Annotated in this window: 4 protein-coding genes; 3 read left to right on the top strand and 1 reads right to left on the bottom strand. The window is 55.9% G+C overall.

Features of this window, described 5'->3' with window-relative positions; all coding sequences use genetic code 11:
- Positions 1–108 precede the first annotated feature (108 nt).
- Positions 109–597, bottom strand: a complete 489-nt coding sequence (locus HUW35_RS05175; protein WP_181254557.1) for a type VI secretion system tube protein Hcp — start codon at positions 595–597, stop codon at positions 109–111.
- A gap of 545 nt (positions 598–1142) precedes the next feature.
- Here HUW35_RS05175 and HUW35_RS05170 point away from each other — a divergent pair.
- The 3 genes from HUW35_RS05170 (at position 1143) to HUW35_RS05160 (ending at position 16327) form a co-directional block, all read left to right on the top strand.
- On the top strand, positions 1143–3767 hold the full coding sequence (locus HUW35_RS05170) for a bifunctional serine/threonine-protein kinase/formylglycine-generating enzyme family protein (protein WP_181254556.1): 2625 nt from the start codon (positions 1143–1145) through the stop codon (positions 3765–3767).
- A 98-nt stretch (positions 3768–3865) separates the two neighbouring features.
- On the top strand, positions 3866–5845 hold the full coding sequence (locus tag HUW35_RS05165; protein ID WP_181254555.1) for a ShlB/FhaC/HecB family hemolysin secretion/activation protein: 1980 nt from the start codon (positions 3866–3868) through the stop codon (positions 5843–5845).
- 72 nt (positions 5846–5917) lie between these two features.
- Positions 5918–16327 carry a filamentous hemagglutinin N-terminal domain-containing protein gene (locus HUW35_RS05160; protein ID WP_181254554.1) on the top strand — a complete coding sequence of 3470 codons (10410 nt, stop codon included), beginning with the start codon at positions 5918–5920 and terminating at the stop codon, positions 16325–16327.
- Positions 16328–16340: the final 13 nt, after the last annotated feature.

Raw genomic sequence — 16340 nt, 5'->3', positions numbered from 1 at the left:
TTTGATTCAATCGCACAGATAAATCGTTGCACTATTGAAGCGTGCGAACGTCAAAAGCCGATGTGCGTGGCAAAAGCCACCCACATCGGCTCGAGTCGGATATACCGATTACAGCGGAGTTGCGGTAGACAGGTCGTATCCCACACGCATGTTTTTTGGGTTCTTGTTGGTTTTGTCCGCGTGGTTGAGGTCGGCTTCAATTTTGGAGAAGCTCAGGGAGATGGACTCATGGGGCGCGCCGCCGGAAGAGGCGGAAATGCTGTAGGAAGAGATGATTACGTCTTCCAGGGTGTAGACGGCAAACTTCTCAACGGAGTTTGCGCCAGTCTGTACAACGTGGATTTCGACCTTGACGCCTTCGTCACCGGTTACAGAGGCCTTGAACAGGCCGCCGGAAGCCGCATCGATGCGCTTGGTTACAGTGACTTCGCTCAGGCTCGGGCGAGAAGCTTCACGGTTGGCAACCGCACCTGCTTCCATGCTGATGCCACGGCCTACACCGAAGTTAAAGCTGTCAACTTCAATCCAGTTTTCATAGCCCTTGGCGGTTACGTTGCCGGCAGGAGCATTGCTGTTGAAGTTCATGTAAATAGCCATTGTTAATCCCTCAATATTTTATGGACACGATGGTGGATATTCCTTTACCGCCGTAAAGCAGTAACCTGGGTATTGCCGAGTTGGCAAGCGGGATGGATTTAAGCAGACACAAATACAAAAAAAAACTGTTTAACAAAATTTACTAATCGACTCTGGCACGAATTATTTGGCTTACTGCTAAAGGCCCACACGGACTGTGGCGCAGGCTAAATGCACTCTGGCACGAATTAATTTCATCGCGTTTGCTTGCCTGGTGGGCATTTGGGTCGTCATCCGACTCTGGCACGATTTTACGGCAGTATTTAGTACGAATTTACAAAAAAATTCGGGTCTTAAGATTGTGTTGGTACGGGTGTATCAGTTATCGGCGCTTGTGAGCTTATTGTAAGAAAATGTAATGAGGTTTCTGCGCTTTCTCGCCGTCGTTCAATTGTTGCGGGAATAGGCCTCCGTTATACTTCGCGCTTCTTAATACAGTCTGGACAGCCCGCACTGGTAGTCGTTGCCCGATCTGAAAAGGCAATTGATCGTGCCGGGTGTCACGCATGAGTAGAAAAGGGATTTTCTGCAACGTTTACGCCAGGGAGATGGTAGTGAGTGACAAGACCCGAATAGTCAAAAAAGCCGGTGAGAATCTATCTGCGTGCGATGATTCTGATGTGACGGTTTTTGTCGGTCATGAAAATACGGGGGCCAATGATCACCCCCCGGTTGGTTCAAACCCGGGACTGGTTCCCTCCGGAGCTCCCGAAGAATCCTCGGCAAGTACCGATGCGACCGTAATCGTCGACTCCGGGAATCCGCCGTCTGCGCGTGCCAAGCCCTATGGTGCCGTTCACTTCGAGCCCTCAACCTCCCGCGAAGGGGCGGTGACCAAAACCGTCATCAAGGGCCGCTTCGAGCTGGACAAGCTGCTGGGTGTGGGCGGTATGGGTGCCGTGTACAAGGCGCTCGACCGACGCAAGCTGGAAGCCAGTGATAGTGATCCCTATGTGGCGATCAAGCTGCTGAACGAAGACTTCCAGAAACATCCCGACGCTTTCATTTCCCTCCAACGCGAGGCGCGTAAATCCCAAACCCTGGCACACCCCAATATCGTGACCGTTTACGACTTCGACCGCGAAGGCGACCGGGTATTCATGACCATGGAGTTCCTCGAAGGGGCGCCCCTCGACAAGCTGTTGCGTGAACATGCCGATGTGGGCCTTGGGAAGGAGCGCGCATCCGCGATATTGCACGATGTGTCGCAGGCCCTGATCTATGCACACTCTCACAGGATCGTGCATTCGGATTTCAAGCCGGGGAACATCTTTGTTACCGAGAAAAAGGGTGCCAAGGTCATTGATTTCGGCATTGCGCGCGCGGTGTCCGAAGGCGGTATTGCCAGCAAGGCCGGTGAGCAGACCATATTTGACGCCGGAACCCTCGGTGCCCTAACGCCGGCCTATGCCAGTTATGAAATGCTCAAGGGCGGTGAGCCGCAACCCACAGATGACGTCTATGCACTTGGCTGTGTCGCGTATGAACTGTTCAGTGGTCGGCATCCGTACAACAAGGTCCCTGCTGACAAGGCGTTCGAGCGCAAGCTGAAGCCCAAGCGCATCCGCTCCCTCAGTCGTCGCCAGTGGCGCGCGCTGGAAGCCGCGCTGGCGTTCGAGCGAAAGGATCGCACGGTCACTGTGGATAAATTCGTCCATCAGTTTTTCGGTAAGGCGGGGTGGAAATGGGCCTTCGGCAGCCTGTTCATAGCCACCTTGATAGCGGGGGGCGTTGGTTACTCCCACCTCGAGCAGGAAAATGTTGCCGAGCAACAGCGAGTGAAAGTGGAACTGGAGCAGAAGCTGGAGCGCGAGCTGCTCGAGCGCCGTATTGCGGACAAGCGCGAGGCGATCAATCGCTTGCTGGGGCTCAGTGTACTTACCGCATCCTGGGAGCGCGACCTGCGCGTAGAGCTTGATGAGTATGTCAATCTCAATCCCAACGATGTGGCATTCCCCGAGTCCGTGCATCGACAAGTATCCGACCTCTTTATCGCGGCGGCCACCGGTCAGTTGACGCTCGGTAATCTGGAGCCCGCAGAAGAAATGCTCGGTCGCGCCGCCAGCTGGAACGAGCAGGTTGAAGGTGCGGAAGAAATCCGCGGTCAGCTGGCGCAGGAGCGCGAGGAGCTCCGCCAGCGTCTGGAAGACGAGCGGATTGCTGCGGAGCGCGAAGCCGAACGCCTTCGCCAGCAGCAGCTCCGCGAGCAGCGGCAACTCGCCGCTGCCGCATTGCAGCGCAAGATCGACGTCGTGCTGGACGATATGGAATCCGCGCTGAATTGCGGCTTCGGAATGCAGGTGTCTGCGATCGACAGTGCACTCGGCCGTCTCGCAGAACTCGATAGTGCGAAGGCCGCGGTCCTGCGCCCCGTACTGGCAGAGGAGCTTACCGGATGTTTTGGGCGCCTGGCGGCGAAAAGCCCCGAGCGCACCGCGGGGCTGCTTCAGGAGGCGCGTGCCATTCTGCCTGCACAGCGCCCCCTGGCTGAATTCGATATCGATTACTGCGCACATCTGCGCCCGGGCAGCGGTGCACGCGGCGATCGTTACACCTGTGCCGATCCCATGCAGGCTGGAGGTTACGGTCCGCAAATGGTGGTTGTCACAGGTGCTTCCGGCAGGCCGCTAGCGGTGGGGCGCTACGAGATTTCCAATAGTGAGTTTGCGCGCTTCTGCAAGGCAGCCGGCAAGTGCGCTGGCTTACAGCTCGATAACGGCGCACTACCTGTGCATAACATTTCCCGCGAGCAGGCCGAACAGTATATCCAGTGGCTGAGTGCTGAAACCGGGCGCAGTTACCGACTGCCCAGCGAAACTGAATGGTTTGCTGCGGCCAGTGCCAATGGCCAACCAGAAGTCTCCGACCGCAACTGTTCATTGCGATACGGTGGTATCGAACGGGGGCTGGAGCTGGTCGCCGCCAATGCGGGCAAGGCCAATCCTTTCGGTATCGTTAACGCCGTGGGTAACGTCCAGGAGTGGGTGATCGGCATGGACAAGCAGCTGATCGCCGCCGGCGGCAGCCGTCTGGATGCCATGAGCCGCTGTCTGGCCACCTCAAAAACACTGCACAGCGGCGCCGGTGATGAGATTACCGGGTTCCGTATCGTGCGCGATCTGGTGCGCTGAGCACCTCAAAAAAACATAGCGATCCGCTGACGACAGAACAGTGTTGTGGTCGGCAAATCAGTCTGTGGATACATCTGGCATATTCCAAGGGGGGAAATGTGGCTTTGTTCAATAAGGGATTATTAGCGGTCTCGGCGGCGGGACTGTTGCTGACTGCGGCAGAAGCGAGCGCGCAGGACGGCGACAGCGGTTTTCGCAGCCGGGTGCGCCAGGCTTTTGAACAGGATGTACCCCATGTAAACGACTCCGACGTATCGGAAGAATTCGAGCGTCGCGCCAAGGAGGCCCGGGACCCGAACCTGGATACCGATATTCCAGAGGTCTCCGGGCGTGAAATCGGTCCGCGTATCTCGGTTAAAAAATTTCGCTTCCACCGTCTGGAAGAGTACCCGGAGTTCGGTATAGACCGCGAAACCGTGGAAGCGAAAGCCGAAGCGTTGCGCGTCCAATACATGAAAGAAGACAAGGTTGTCGCAGCCGGTTACACCGTCGACAATCTGAAGGAAATCGCGCTGTTGCTCGATGGCATGGGCGCGCGCTTTGCGCCGGAAAACCTGGGGCCGAGGGAGCTGCGCAAGCTGGTCAATACGCTGGAACGCCAGAACGCCCAGCGCGGCCTGAGTTATGTCGATCTGGAAGATATTGCGGCTGAACTGACCCGTTTCTATCGTCAACAAGGCTTGTTCCTGGCGCAGGTGCAGATTCCTGCACAGGAAGTACAGGACGGCGTGGTGACCTTTTCGGTGCAGGAAGGGATTCTCGGGCAGGTGTCGGTACACGACAACCAAAAGTACAGCGAAAAGCAGCTGGCTGCCGCTTTTTCCTCGCAAAAAGGTGAGCTGGTCAATCACGACAGTATTGAAGAATCGCTTTATTTGCTCAATGACTTGCCGGCATTGAACGTCACCGGCTATTTCAGTCCCGGCGACAACCCGGGCGAGACCCGTCTGAACCTGAAAGTGCGCGACGAGAGCGATTGGCGCCTGGTCACCCGCATGGATAACCACGGTTCCACCTTTACCGGCGACAACCGAATTTTCACTGCCGTCGACTGGTTCAATCCCCTTGGAATCGGTGATGAACTCACGGTGGGTTACCTGAAGTCTTCCGGTATAGACGAATTCGATTCTGGCTTTGGATCTAATCTTGGACAGCTGAAATACAGTCTGCCGCTGTTGAGCCCGCGTACGCGAGTGCAGCTTTCTGCCGACTACAACAAGTTCAAGATCCATAATTCCGAGAATAAAGAGGACTTCATCAACCTGCTCGAGCTGGAGGGTGTCAACGAGAACTACGGCTTGAGTGTGGAGCATAAGTTCCGGCGTTCGCGGGATTTCAATATCACCGGCAACTTCGCAATTACTGATAAAAAAACCGAAATAATGGCTGCGACGCCTATCCTTGAACGCTGGGATCAGGCGCTGGGGGGCGAGGCCGGTATCTATGTGGACCACCTCTCCGGTGGCAGCATTCCCATGCTAAACGTGGTCAACGCGAAAATTCAGTACGGCGAGCTTGCCAGCTACTCGGGTGAAACTGATCTGGAAACGGATTCCGAGTTTGAAAAATTCGCGGCGGAAACCAGTTCGCTGCTCTTTTTGCCGATGCCGCTGACCGATTCCCAGTCTCGTCTGATTGTAAAAAGCCGCTGGCAGTACAGTGAAAACACCCTGCCGTCCTTTGAGCAGTTCTCCCTGGGGGGCGCCAACGGCGTGCGCGCCTTTGATGTGCGCGATTTCTCTGCCGATCAGGCCGGTCTGATCTCCGCCGAGTGGTATCCGTCCTTTCCCGATGCGATCAACCCCAGAATCTTTGGTAACCGCCTGAACGACATGCTGCAGGTGGCCGTGATTGCCGATGCCGGCTATGGCGTCGTGAACAACTTTGAAGAAGACCTGAACAATGACTGGGCGGCCCTCGCCGGAGCCGGATTCCTGTTCAAGTTCAGCTGGAGTGAAAACTGGGCGAGCCAGTTGTCGGTGGCCTGGCCGACGACCTCGAAATCGTCCATTGAAGGCACCGGAGACGATGTCGACAATCCCACGGTATACGCAGACTTTTCCTACTTCCTGCAGTAATCAAACTTCGAATTTAATGATATCGGCAGCGCTGCGGCGCCGCCATGGAGCTAAGTGGCAAGAATCATGAATATGAAAAGAAATTTGCTTTCTGTTGCAGTAAGTGTGACTGGTTTGGCCGGCATCACCTTGGCTACACCGCAATTTGCCATGGCGGGTCCTAGTGGCATGGACGTGGTTGTAGGCACGGTGACTGATAATACCGCTGCTGATTCAGTTGATTACAAATATGAAATCGATGGAAAGTTCGCGCAAATAGATTGGGACGAATTCGTCATCGAAGTAGGTGAAAGCGCTGAATTTACTTTGACGGGCGCGAACGGAGATTTCGACCCCTCTGCCATCGTGATCAACCGAGTTCTTGACGGCAGCACAGAAATTTTGGGGCGACTCGAATCGAACGGTCATGTGGTATTGATCAATCCTCGAGGTGTACTTTTTGGTGAGAGCGCCGTGGTCAGTGTGGCAGCTCTTACCGCCGCAGCGATGGACGGGAACGTCACAAGTTCAGATGGCGACTACGAATTCACATTAAGTGATGCTGCAGGCGAAGTCAGCATTCTCGCGGGAGGCAATATTTCCGCACCTGGCGGTATCACTTTAATTGGCGCCAGTGTGACCAATGCCGGCGATCTTTCCGCAGCAGAAAACGGAGAGCTGGTCAGCGGCAATATAAATTTCCACGCCGGCGAGAAAATAACCCTTACCTTGGGTGAGGGGGTGGTTACGGAGGTTGCAATAAGTGAGGAGGATCTTCAGGCGGAGTTTGGGGTTAGTTATGACATAGTTAACTCTGGCAATCTCAGTGCTGTACAGGTTGTGATGGAAGCGCGTGCCGCGGACGCACTGCTAAGTGCAGCGGTAAACAACACAGGCACTGTAATCGCGACCGGCATCGATACCAGTGGAGGCACGATCACCCTGGGAGCCTACGGGCCAGGTTCTGCAACGATTAACAATAATGGATCCCTGACCGTCAGTAACGGTGAAGTTGAGAATGCCGTTGCCGGAACAATTACCGTTACCGCCGAGGAGATTGTTCTCGGGGCCGATAGTGCGTTGATTGCGGACGCAAATACCTACACCAATACCGATACCGACCCGGTTACGGTGATTGATACGGTGGCGGATGGTGGTGATATCACCGTGAGCGCATCTCAAAGTCTTACTCTGGATGGAACCATCAGTAGCACCGGTAATGGTTCGGGTAGCACCGGCGGTACCGTTTCAACCACCTCGGGAGCTGCAATTGCGGGTGCATCCGCGGTTTCCGTGGTTACCGATGATGCAGATACCGCTGCTGGTGGCGAGTGGCGAGTTACTGCCCGATCCGTGGCACTGGACGGTGTTGACTGTGCTGAAAACTGTATCAGTTCTGCGGCAGTCGTTGACGCACTGGATGATAATGCAACAGTAACGATTGACGCGAACGCAGAGGCTCTTACGGTTGAGCAGGGCGTGGTTTGGAGCGGGGAATCCTCTCTTAAACTCGAATCTGGAGACGCCGTGGAGCTGGCCATCGGTCAGGCAGTAACCGCCAGTAATGGCAGCCTGGACGTAATAGCAGTTAATGGTTTCACCAATAACGCAGATGTTGATGTCAATAGTTTTTCATTGAGTGTGGGCCTCTTAAATGCCAGTGAAACTGGCGATGCGGTCGCAAATAATATTGGAGATATTCAGTCAGCAAACCCTCTCACAATAACCAACGAGGGTGGTAATCATTCCTTCGATGTCAGCGCACTATCTGCAGTTGCGTCCATTGAGTTAAGTAGCGGAGTTCTAAGTCTCGATAGTGGATCAGACACGCTTGTGGCAACTATTGCGGATGCCGATGGTGTTGTGGTGGGTGAGGGCGTTACGCTCTTTGGTAATGATGGAATTGACGGTGTCCCCGATGACGATTTCGCTCTGACTACCGATGGTAAAATTGACTACGGTGATGTGACTTTTGAAAACCTCAATGCCGTTGATGGTCTCGGCGGCGAGGATTCTATTGATGCCAGCGGGTTTGCCTCTGGTATTTCCCTGAGCGACAACGCCGGGGAACTGATAGCTGGAGAGCTTATCATTGCCGGAGTGACTGAAGTAACAGTTGGTACATTAACGGGCAATTCGGTTGATGAACAATATGCTTTGGCCGCCGACGACACCCTCACTGTAAATACTTTTGCGGGTTATAATTTTTACGGTGTCACTAATCTGAATGGCAACGGTGGAGCTGACTCATTTGACAGCGCATCGACTGGCGACTGGATCCTGACGGAAAATCTGGATAGCGTAACCCATGATCGCGCAATAGAAAGTGATCTCACCATTGCAGGAGTTGGTAGTTTCTCTGGTGGTTCTGGTGTTGTTAAAGGACACGAAAGTGGCCACGAGTTCGCGATAACCGGCGACAATGCGGTGACTGTTGATGGTACACATGAATTCAGCGGAATCGACAATGTAGATGGTGGTGCGGGTGCGGATGGCGTAACCGCCATCAGCACAATTGCATTAACAAATTCGGACGGTGCCTTTACATCCTCGGAAATAGATTTTACCGGCATTAACAATGTTGCCGCTGAAGAGGTTGATACCTCCGGGGCGGGAGGTGTTGCTCTCTCCGTAACCGAAGATAATAACGCCACTGTAACTGACTCTACATTTACAGAGGCCAAGTTACAGATTTCCGGTCTCAATAGCGCAATTGGTGGTTCCGGAAATACACTTTCCTTTGCTGGCGATTGGAGCGATTGGCAAGCAATTGAAGGTGGCGCTAAAAATAGCGAAATAGATTTCACGGGAACCTGGTCTATCAAGGGTTTTGTTGAAACCCTGGCTGCCAGAAATTCTGGAGATGAATATACAGTAAATGAGTCTGGGCATATCGGATTGTTCAGTCTTTGGTTTGAAGATTTAAATTCGGTAAGTACGGGCAATGGGACTACGAATAACACGCTGGTAGCTACTGCTTATTCTCCAGGTTTGGTAGTGGGGGATAGCTCGCATAGTGTGACGGTCAAAGGGACGGGCACTCAAATATCCAACTTGCAGAGTGTGATAACCAATACACTTGAGGCCGCCGATAAGGGAGAGAATGGAGAAACTGAATTTAACCGATCTGGCACCAGTGATTTTACTTATTCAGCTAGTGGCAGCAGTATAGTCTTCTCCGGATTAACGGAAATCGTTGGCACTGAAACCAGTGAAGAAATCATAAACTGGGACGATGACTGGACCCTTAACAGCACTGATGAATCTGCGGTCTACTTTTCGAATGGCTCCTTGAATGTTGTCGATTTCGACACCATAAACACTGCCGGTGGTACGCTGGATTTCAATATCGGCGAGAGTTTCACTCTCGAGTCCGATGGCAACGTTATTGTTGCAAATACCACTTTTAGTGGTCTTGCCTTGCTGCGGGAAGGTTCGAGTTTTGACAATAGTACTGCGGGCGATCTTGCTCTGGATGCCAGTGCCTTCTCCGATGGTTTGACGCTAACCGATAATGTACTGGAAGTGGTTGCCGGTACCCTGACCATTTCCGATATCTCCAATATCACCGCTGATCAGTTGACGGCCTCTGCTACAGCGATTACCGAGCACGACTTCGTAATCGGGTCTAGTAGTGGTTCGCAGACCGTAACTGTTAACCAGATGGTCTTCAGCGCACTTCGGGAGGTGATCTCCGACGGAAACGACAGCTTCTCGGAAGAGACACCCGGGCTGGCGGTGTTGTACCTCGATGATGCCAGTGGCAGCAAGATTTATTCGCATCTCGCCGGGGCGGAAGATGAGCCCGGTTTTTCGGTCGACGGCGGTATTCTCTTTTCCGACTTCGAGTCCGCAAGTGTTTCAACGGTAGACACCAATGGACAGAATGTATCACTGGATGTGAACGCCACAAATAACGCGGACCTGAATGGTGACGCGTTCACATTTACCGGGCTGTCGAGTATTTCTGGATCCGGGAATGACCAGGTCACAGGTTCCGGTCCCTGGACCCTGGGTGGCGGCAGTGTGAGCAACGCGTCTATTCTTTTCTCGGATTCATGGAGCGTCGTTACCTCCAGTGGTGAACTCCTGGGTAGTGATGCACAGGAAATCTTTACCCTGGCGAGCGGCGGAGCGCTGGATGTTTCCGGATATTCCGGATTTGAATTCAGTGGTTTCACTTCGGTTACTGCAGGTGCAAGTAACGATGGTGTTTCCAGCGCTAGTGGCATTGACTGGGCTATACAGGATGCAGACTCAGCTCAAAGCAGTAATGGTGTTACGTTCGACGGTTTTGGCAGCTTCGACACCGATACGGCCGTCCTCACTGGCACTGCCGGCGACGACGCCTTTACCCTGACCGGCAGCCAAGCCGGTGGAGCGACCGTGGGTTACGGTAACATGGCATTTACCGGCCTGACGAGCGTGCTCGGCAATGGTTCAACCTACGATGCCGTCACCAATCCCACCGCTACCGGTGACCAGCTGGATGCCAGCGGCTACAGCGATACGCTGGCCCTGACTGGCTTCGACGGTGAACTGCAGGCCGCGGGCGCTCTGACCTTCGAAGCCCTGAATTCCGCAATCCTTGCCAACCTGACCGCAACTGACAATGCAGAAGTTTTCGCGGTAAGTGGTTCAGGTGCATTGACGATTGCCGGGCTTAACCTTTCCGGGCTTACCGAGATACATGGTGATGGTGACAACGATAAGCTGGTGGCCATCGACACACCGACCATGGAGAGTGACTATGTCAGCAGCAGCGGCATAGATTTCTATGATCTGGGAACAATTGATGCGGCTGGTACCGGTAATCTCAACGCCACCAACAACGATGACACCATTGTCTTCGACGGTTTCGGCAATCTGACCGTCAATGGCATCACCGTTGAAAATGTCACAACCATTGATGCGCGTGCTGGGGGCAACGACAGCGTTACCGGCATGGATGGCCAGAACTGGCAGCTACTGAGTAGCACCAGTGCCCAGAACAACGGCATCACCTTTATCAATGCCGAAACTCTGGAGGCCGTCAGCGGCGGACTGCTGGGAACTACCGGTGCCGATAGTTTTACTCTGAACGCGAATGGCAGTGTTACCTTTGCTGACAGCATAACCATCTCCGGCATGACTTCTCTGGACGGTAATGGTGATGTGGATACCCTGGATGCCAGCGCCTTCAGTGCGGGAATCAGTCTGACCGACACCGTTGGCCAGCTGGACGCCGACGGCCTGGGCATTACCGGCATCACCGAGATCACCACCGGCACATTGACCGCTACAGCACGCCAGGAAGTCTTTAATCTGGCTGCCGACGACACCCTGACCATCGACACTTATACCGGGTACAACTTCTACGGCGTTGCAGATCTGGACGGCAACGGCGGCTCCGACAGCTTTAGCAGTGCTGCCGGTGGAGACTGGGGGCTGGCAGAAAATCTGGTCAGTGTTACCCACGATAGCGACCTTACCATCGCAGGCGTTAACACCTTCACCGGTGGCTCCGGGGTGATTAAGGGGCACGACAGCGGGCACGCGTTTGAGGTTACTGCGGACAATACGGTTACCGTTGATGGCACACACCAGTTCAGTGGTATCAACGGTGTCGATGCGGGCACTGGCACGGACGATGTAACGACCATCGCCGAGGTTGCCTTGGCGGGCTCCGATGGCGCCTTCAATACCAGCGCAATTGATTTTACCGGTATTGATGAAGCCACTGCGTCTGCGCTACAGGGCAGCACCGCGGCGGAAACCTATACCCTACAGGGCAGTGGTGCCCTCGAGGTCGCAGGCATTGAGTTCACCGGCTTGAGCAACGTCAACGCGGGTACGGGTGTCGATGAAGAAGACCTTGTTGTGTCTCGCGGTGGTCAGGACTTTACGCTGAATGCGGACATGTCGGTTGATCACGACGGCATCCTGTTCAGCGACGTCGAGAGCTTCAGTGCTCCGGATGATGCCAACCTCGACGCCACCGCTTTTGTCGCGGGCCTGGCCCTTACCGGTAATACACGAGAGGTCACCGCGGATGACATAACTTTCAGTGGCCTGGCATCGGCTGATACTGCGTTGCTCACTGGCAGTGCGCAGGACGATGTGATTGTGTTGACCAATAGCAACATTACTGCCCGTGCCATCACCTTTAACGGAGTTACCGGTGTCACCGCCGGTGGTACCGGCAACAGTGTTGAGAGTGCCAGCGGCATCAACTGGACGCTGCTGGATGCAGACTCTGCACAGAGCAGTAATAGTGTCACCTTCGATGGTTTCAGCAGCATCGATACGGATACGGCCACACTTACCGGCACCGCCGGCGACGACGCCTTTACCCTGGATGGCAGCGAAGCCGATGGTGCGATCGTCGGTTACGGCAGTATGGCATTTACGGGCCTGACGAGCGTGCTCGGCAACGGCTCGACCTACGACGCCGTTACCAACCCCACAGCTACCGGTGACCAGCTGGATGCCAGTGGCTACAGCGATGTGCTCGCGCTGACCGGCACTGACGGTGAACTGCAGGCGGCGGGGACTCTGACTTTTACGGCGCTGAACTCCGCAATATTGGCAGAGCTCGATGGCTCCGCTGAGGATGAGACCTTCCAGATAGCCGGCGAAGGCGCGATTAGCGTCGCGGCACTGAATCTCTCGGGGCTGAGTCGGGTAAACGGTAACGGCGGCACCAATACCGTTCGTTCCGCCGGCTCGGCGGACCTGAGTGAGGGCGGCGAATTTGTTACCGCCGAGGGCATCGTTTTTTACGATATCGGCAAGCTTGATGTCGGCGTTGTGGGAGCCACCAACGGCGACGATGATATCTCGTTTAACCCTGACGGCAGTGTCACCGTCAATGGTCTTGAAATCGGTTCCTCCACCCGGGTGGATGGTCAAGATGGTGTTGATACCGTCACCGGCTTCAGTGGCGAGGACTGGACAGTACAGGGAGACAGCAGCGCCGAAAATAATGGCATCACCTTCCTGAATGTAGAAATACTCAATGCCTTAAATGGGGGGCTATACGGTACCGGTGACGCCGACAACTTTGTTCTGAACAGCGACGGCAGCATCTCCGTAGGTTCTCTCACCATCAACGATATGGCGTTTGTGGATGGCGTATCTGCGGACAACACCCTGGATGCCAGCGCTTATAGCGCCGGGCTGACATTGTCCGATACTGCGGGAGAGTTACTTGCGGATACGCTCAGCCTGCTGGGTATCGTGCAGGCGACCACCGGAACCCTGACCGGCAGCACGGGCGCCGACATATTCGCGCTTGCCAGTGATGGCGCGATCAGCGTCGGTGGTTTCCAGTTTGACGGCATGACTGCACTTGCCGGTGGTGCTGGCGAGGATAGCTTCAGCAGCGCCATCAGCGCCGACTGGCAGTTGGCAGAAAATGCCGCGAGCCTGCAACACGATGGTGTGACGGTCTCCGGTGTTGAGGCGTTCTCCGGTGGTTCCGGCCGTATTGTCGGGGATGATAGCGGGCACACCTTTGCGGTAACCGGCAGCGGCGCACTGACTGCCGACGGCGTTCAGTTCTCGGACGTAACCGCGGTCGATGGCGGTGTTGGCAGCGATGATGTCAGTACTATTTCCAGTGTCGAGCTGGCGGGGGCGGATGGCGCGTTCAGCAGCAGTGAGATGGCCTTTACCGGCATCGACAGTGTGAGCACCTCCGCCCTGGTTGGTAGCGCCAGCGCCGAACAGTTTGTACTGTCGGGCAGTGGCGCCCTCACCGTTAATGGCATGGCCTTCCGGAATCTGGACACCGTCTCCGCCGGCAGTGGCGAAGATGACGAAGTGATCTCCCGCGCGGGCCAGGGGTACGCGCTGGCCGGGGACAACAGTGTTTCCCACGACGGGATTCAGTTCAGTGAAGTGGAAAGCTACGTGGGGCAGGGGGCGAGCCTCGAAGTTAGCGGGCAGGAGAGTGCGCGTATCACTGCCAGTGGCACAGTCGCTTCCGGCGCCTCTACGTTCAGCGGCCTGCAGGGCCTGGCACTGGAAGATGGCGTGACTGAGCTGGAGGCCTGGAGCGGTGTAACTCTGAACGGCACCAACGCGGTGACCAGTGGCGATATCAGTATCACCGGGGTCGGTGTGGTGACGGCTACCGGGGCATTGACCGGCACTAGCGGCGATGACCAATTTGCGGTGACCGGTACCGGTGCGCTCTCCAGCCTGGGCATGACATTTAGCGATGTGTCCTCGGTGACTGGCGCAGGCGGCTCCGATGCCATTGTCGGTACTGCCGACAGCGGCTGGCAGTTGGGTGCGGAATCCGGCTCTGTGTCCCATGCAGCTATTGCCTTCAGTCAAGTGGAGCAGGCGAGCGGCGGTAATGGCATCCTCGACGGTGCGGACACTGACACCCTCTACGCACTGGCTAACGATGGCGGCCTGCAGGCATCAGGTATCGACTTTGCCGATGTAACCCAGGTGAATGCGGGAGCCGGCGCCGATCAGGTAACGAGCACTAGCGGTGAGCGCTGGACCCTGGGAAGTGGCACGGGTAGCGCCAGCGCTGCAGGTGTGACTTTTAACGGGATCGAACAGGTCTCCACCCAGTCCGCGATCATCGATGCCGCGCAAAACACGGCCTCCGAAAGCTTTGCGCTGAGTGCCGACAGCAGCGAAATCTCCGTGTTTGGCCTGCTGTTTGACAGCGTCGCGGAAGTGTTCGCCGGCGGCGAAGGGGATAACGAGGTGGTGAGTGATGCCGGTAACTGGCAGCTGGTCAGCGGTGCGGGGGTATCCGCCAATGGCGTGACCTTCAATGGTATCGATCGGGTGGTAACGGATAGCGCCAGCCTGAGCGGCACCAGCGCGGATGAGCAGTTTGCACTCGCGGGCGAGTCCGGTGCGCTGAGTGTCGAGGGCATCGACTTCAGTGGTATCAATCAGGTGGTCGGTAACGGCGGCGATGATTCCCTGCTCGGGACCTCTGCAGCGGATGCGTTCAGTCTCGCAAGCGACGGCGGTATTAGTGTCGCAGGTATCGGTTTCGACGGTATTGGCAGTGTCGATGCCGCCGGAGGTGCGGATACCGTCAGCGCTGATGGGGCTAGCTGGAATTCGCTCGAGCAGAATTCTGCGCTGGTTGAAGGTGCCGCGATCGCCACCGTCGACGCCATAACCGTGCTGTTTGAAAACCTGGAGCAGGTGGAAAATACCGGTGCCTATAGCGGCCCCTCATTCGGCGCCGATTACCTGATGAGCGGCCCGCAGAGCCTGCAAATGGGCGGGGTCACCTTTGCCGGTGTGGACTCGATCACCGCGGACAGCGGTAGCGACACACTGTACGGTTTTGATGCCGATATGAGTTGGACCCTGGGTGCCAGTGGCGGCAGTGTCTCGGATGCGCAGTCCTCGGTGGCCTTCAGCGGGTTTGAGCAGATCGTTGCTGGCGACGGTGCCGATACGTTCAACCTGGATGGCGGATCCCTGGCTTTGCTGGATACCGGGGCCGGTAATGACGCCGTGATCATGGGTGGCACACTGCTGGATAGTCTGCTGCTGGGTGCCGGTGACGATGTTCTGCAGATAATGGCGGGCAGCCAGCCTGCACAGCTTTCCGGTGGTTCCGGTAGCGATCAGCTACAGATGCAACTGGCAGCGCAGCAGCAGTGGCAGATCACCGGTGATTCAAGCGCGCAAAACCAGGTGGGAGAATTCACCTTCAGTGGTTTCGAGTCACTGCAGGATAGCGCGGGCGGTCTGGATCTGGTTTCCAGCCAGCAGATGGACTTCACCAGCGATGGCGGTACAGCAGGCGTCGAATTTAATAGTGGCGATATGGCGCTGGAATACGACGGCAGTGGCGACGTCGTCCTGGTCAGCAGCACCACAGAAACCATCGGTGGCTCACTCAAGGCCAGCAACGCCGATCTGACCCTGGCCGGTGACCTGGATATCAACTCCGATGTCGAGTCCCTGTCACTGCGTACCAGCGGCGGGAATATCGATGTATCGATTGTGGAAGCCGACGATCTGGTTATCGGCCAGATCAACGTGGGCCGCGGCAATCTGTCCCTGGCCAGCGCCAATTTTGGCCTGCTGACTGCCGAGAGCTTCCGCGACACCCACATTACTGCGGGTACCGCCGTGATCGGTACCGAGCAGCAGCGCTGGGGCAATATCGGTACGGTGATCAATCCGTTGCGGTTCAATGTCACCGAGTCTGTGGATATCGTCTCGCTCTTCTATTACGAGCCGGCGTTCGAGGGACAGATGCCACTGTTTACCGCGATCGGTAACAAAGGCGTTTCCATCGCCAGTAATGAGACCACCCAGGGGTTGAAGTCTGCGGTGCAGAACCCGGTGGATGATATCGCGCAGCTGGACCCGGGTATCTTCAGTGAAGTGGCACCCTACAGCCTGGGTGTGGACGTACTGAACCTGCCGGAAGTGCGGCTGCAGGGCGGAGAGCTGGTACCCATGGATGACGACGAAGAAGAGAAGCGTCGGCGCGAGGCTTCCGCGGCGGTAGGTGGTAGATAACCTTGCCGCCGGC

It is taken from the genome of Microbulbifer sp. YPW1 (assembly GCF_013367775.1).
Lineage (GTDB): Bacteria > Pseudomonadota > Gammaproteobacteria > Pseudomonadales > Cellvibrionaceae > Microbulbifer.
The sequence above is the reverse complement of the archived record's forward strand: the minus strand, read 5'-3'. Positions and strand labels throughout refer to the sequence as shown.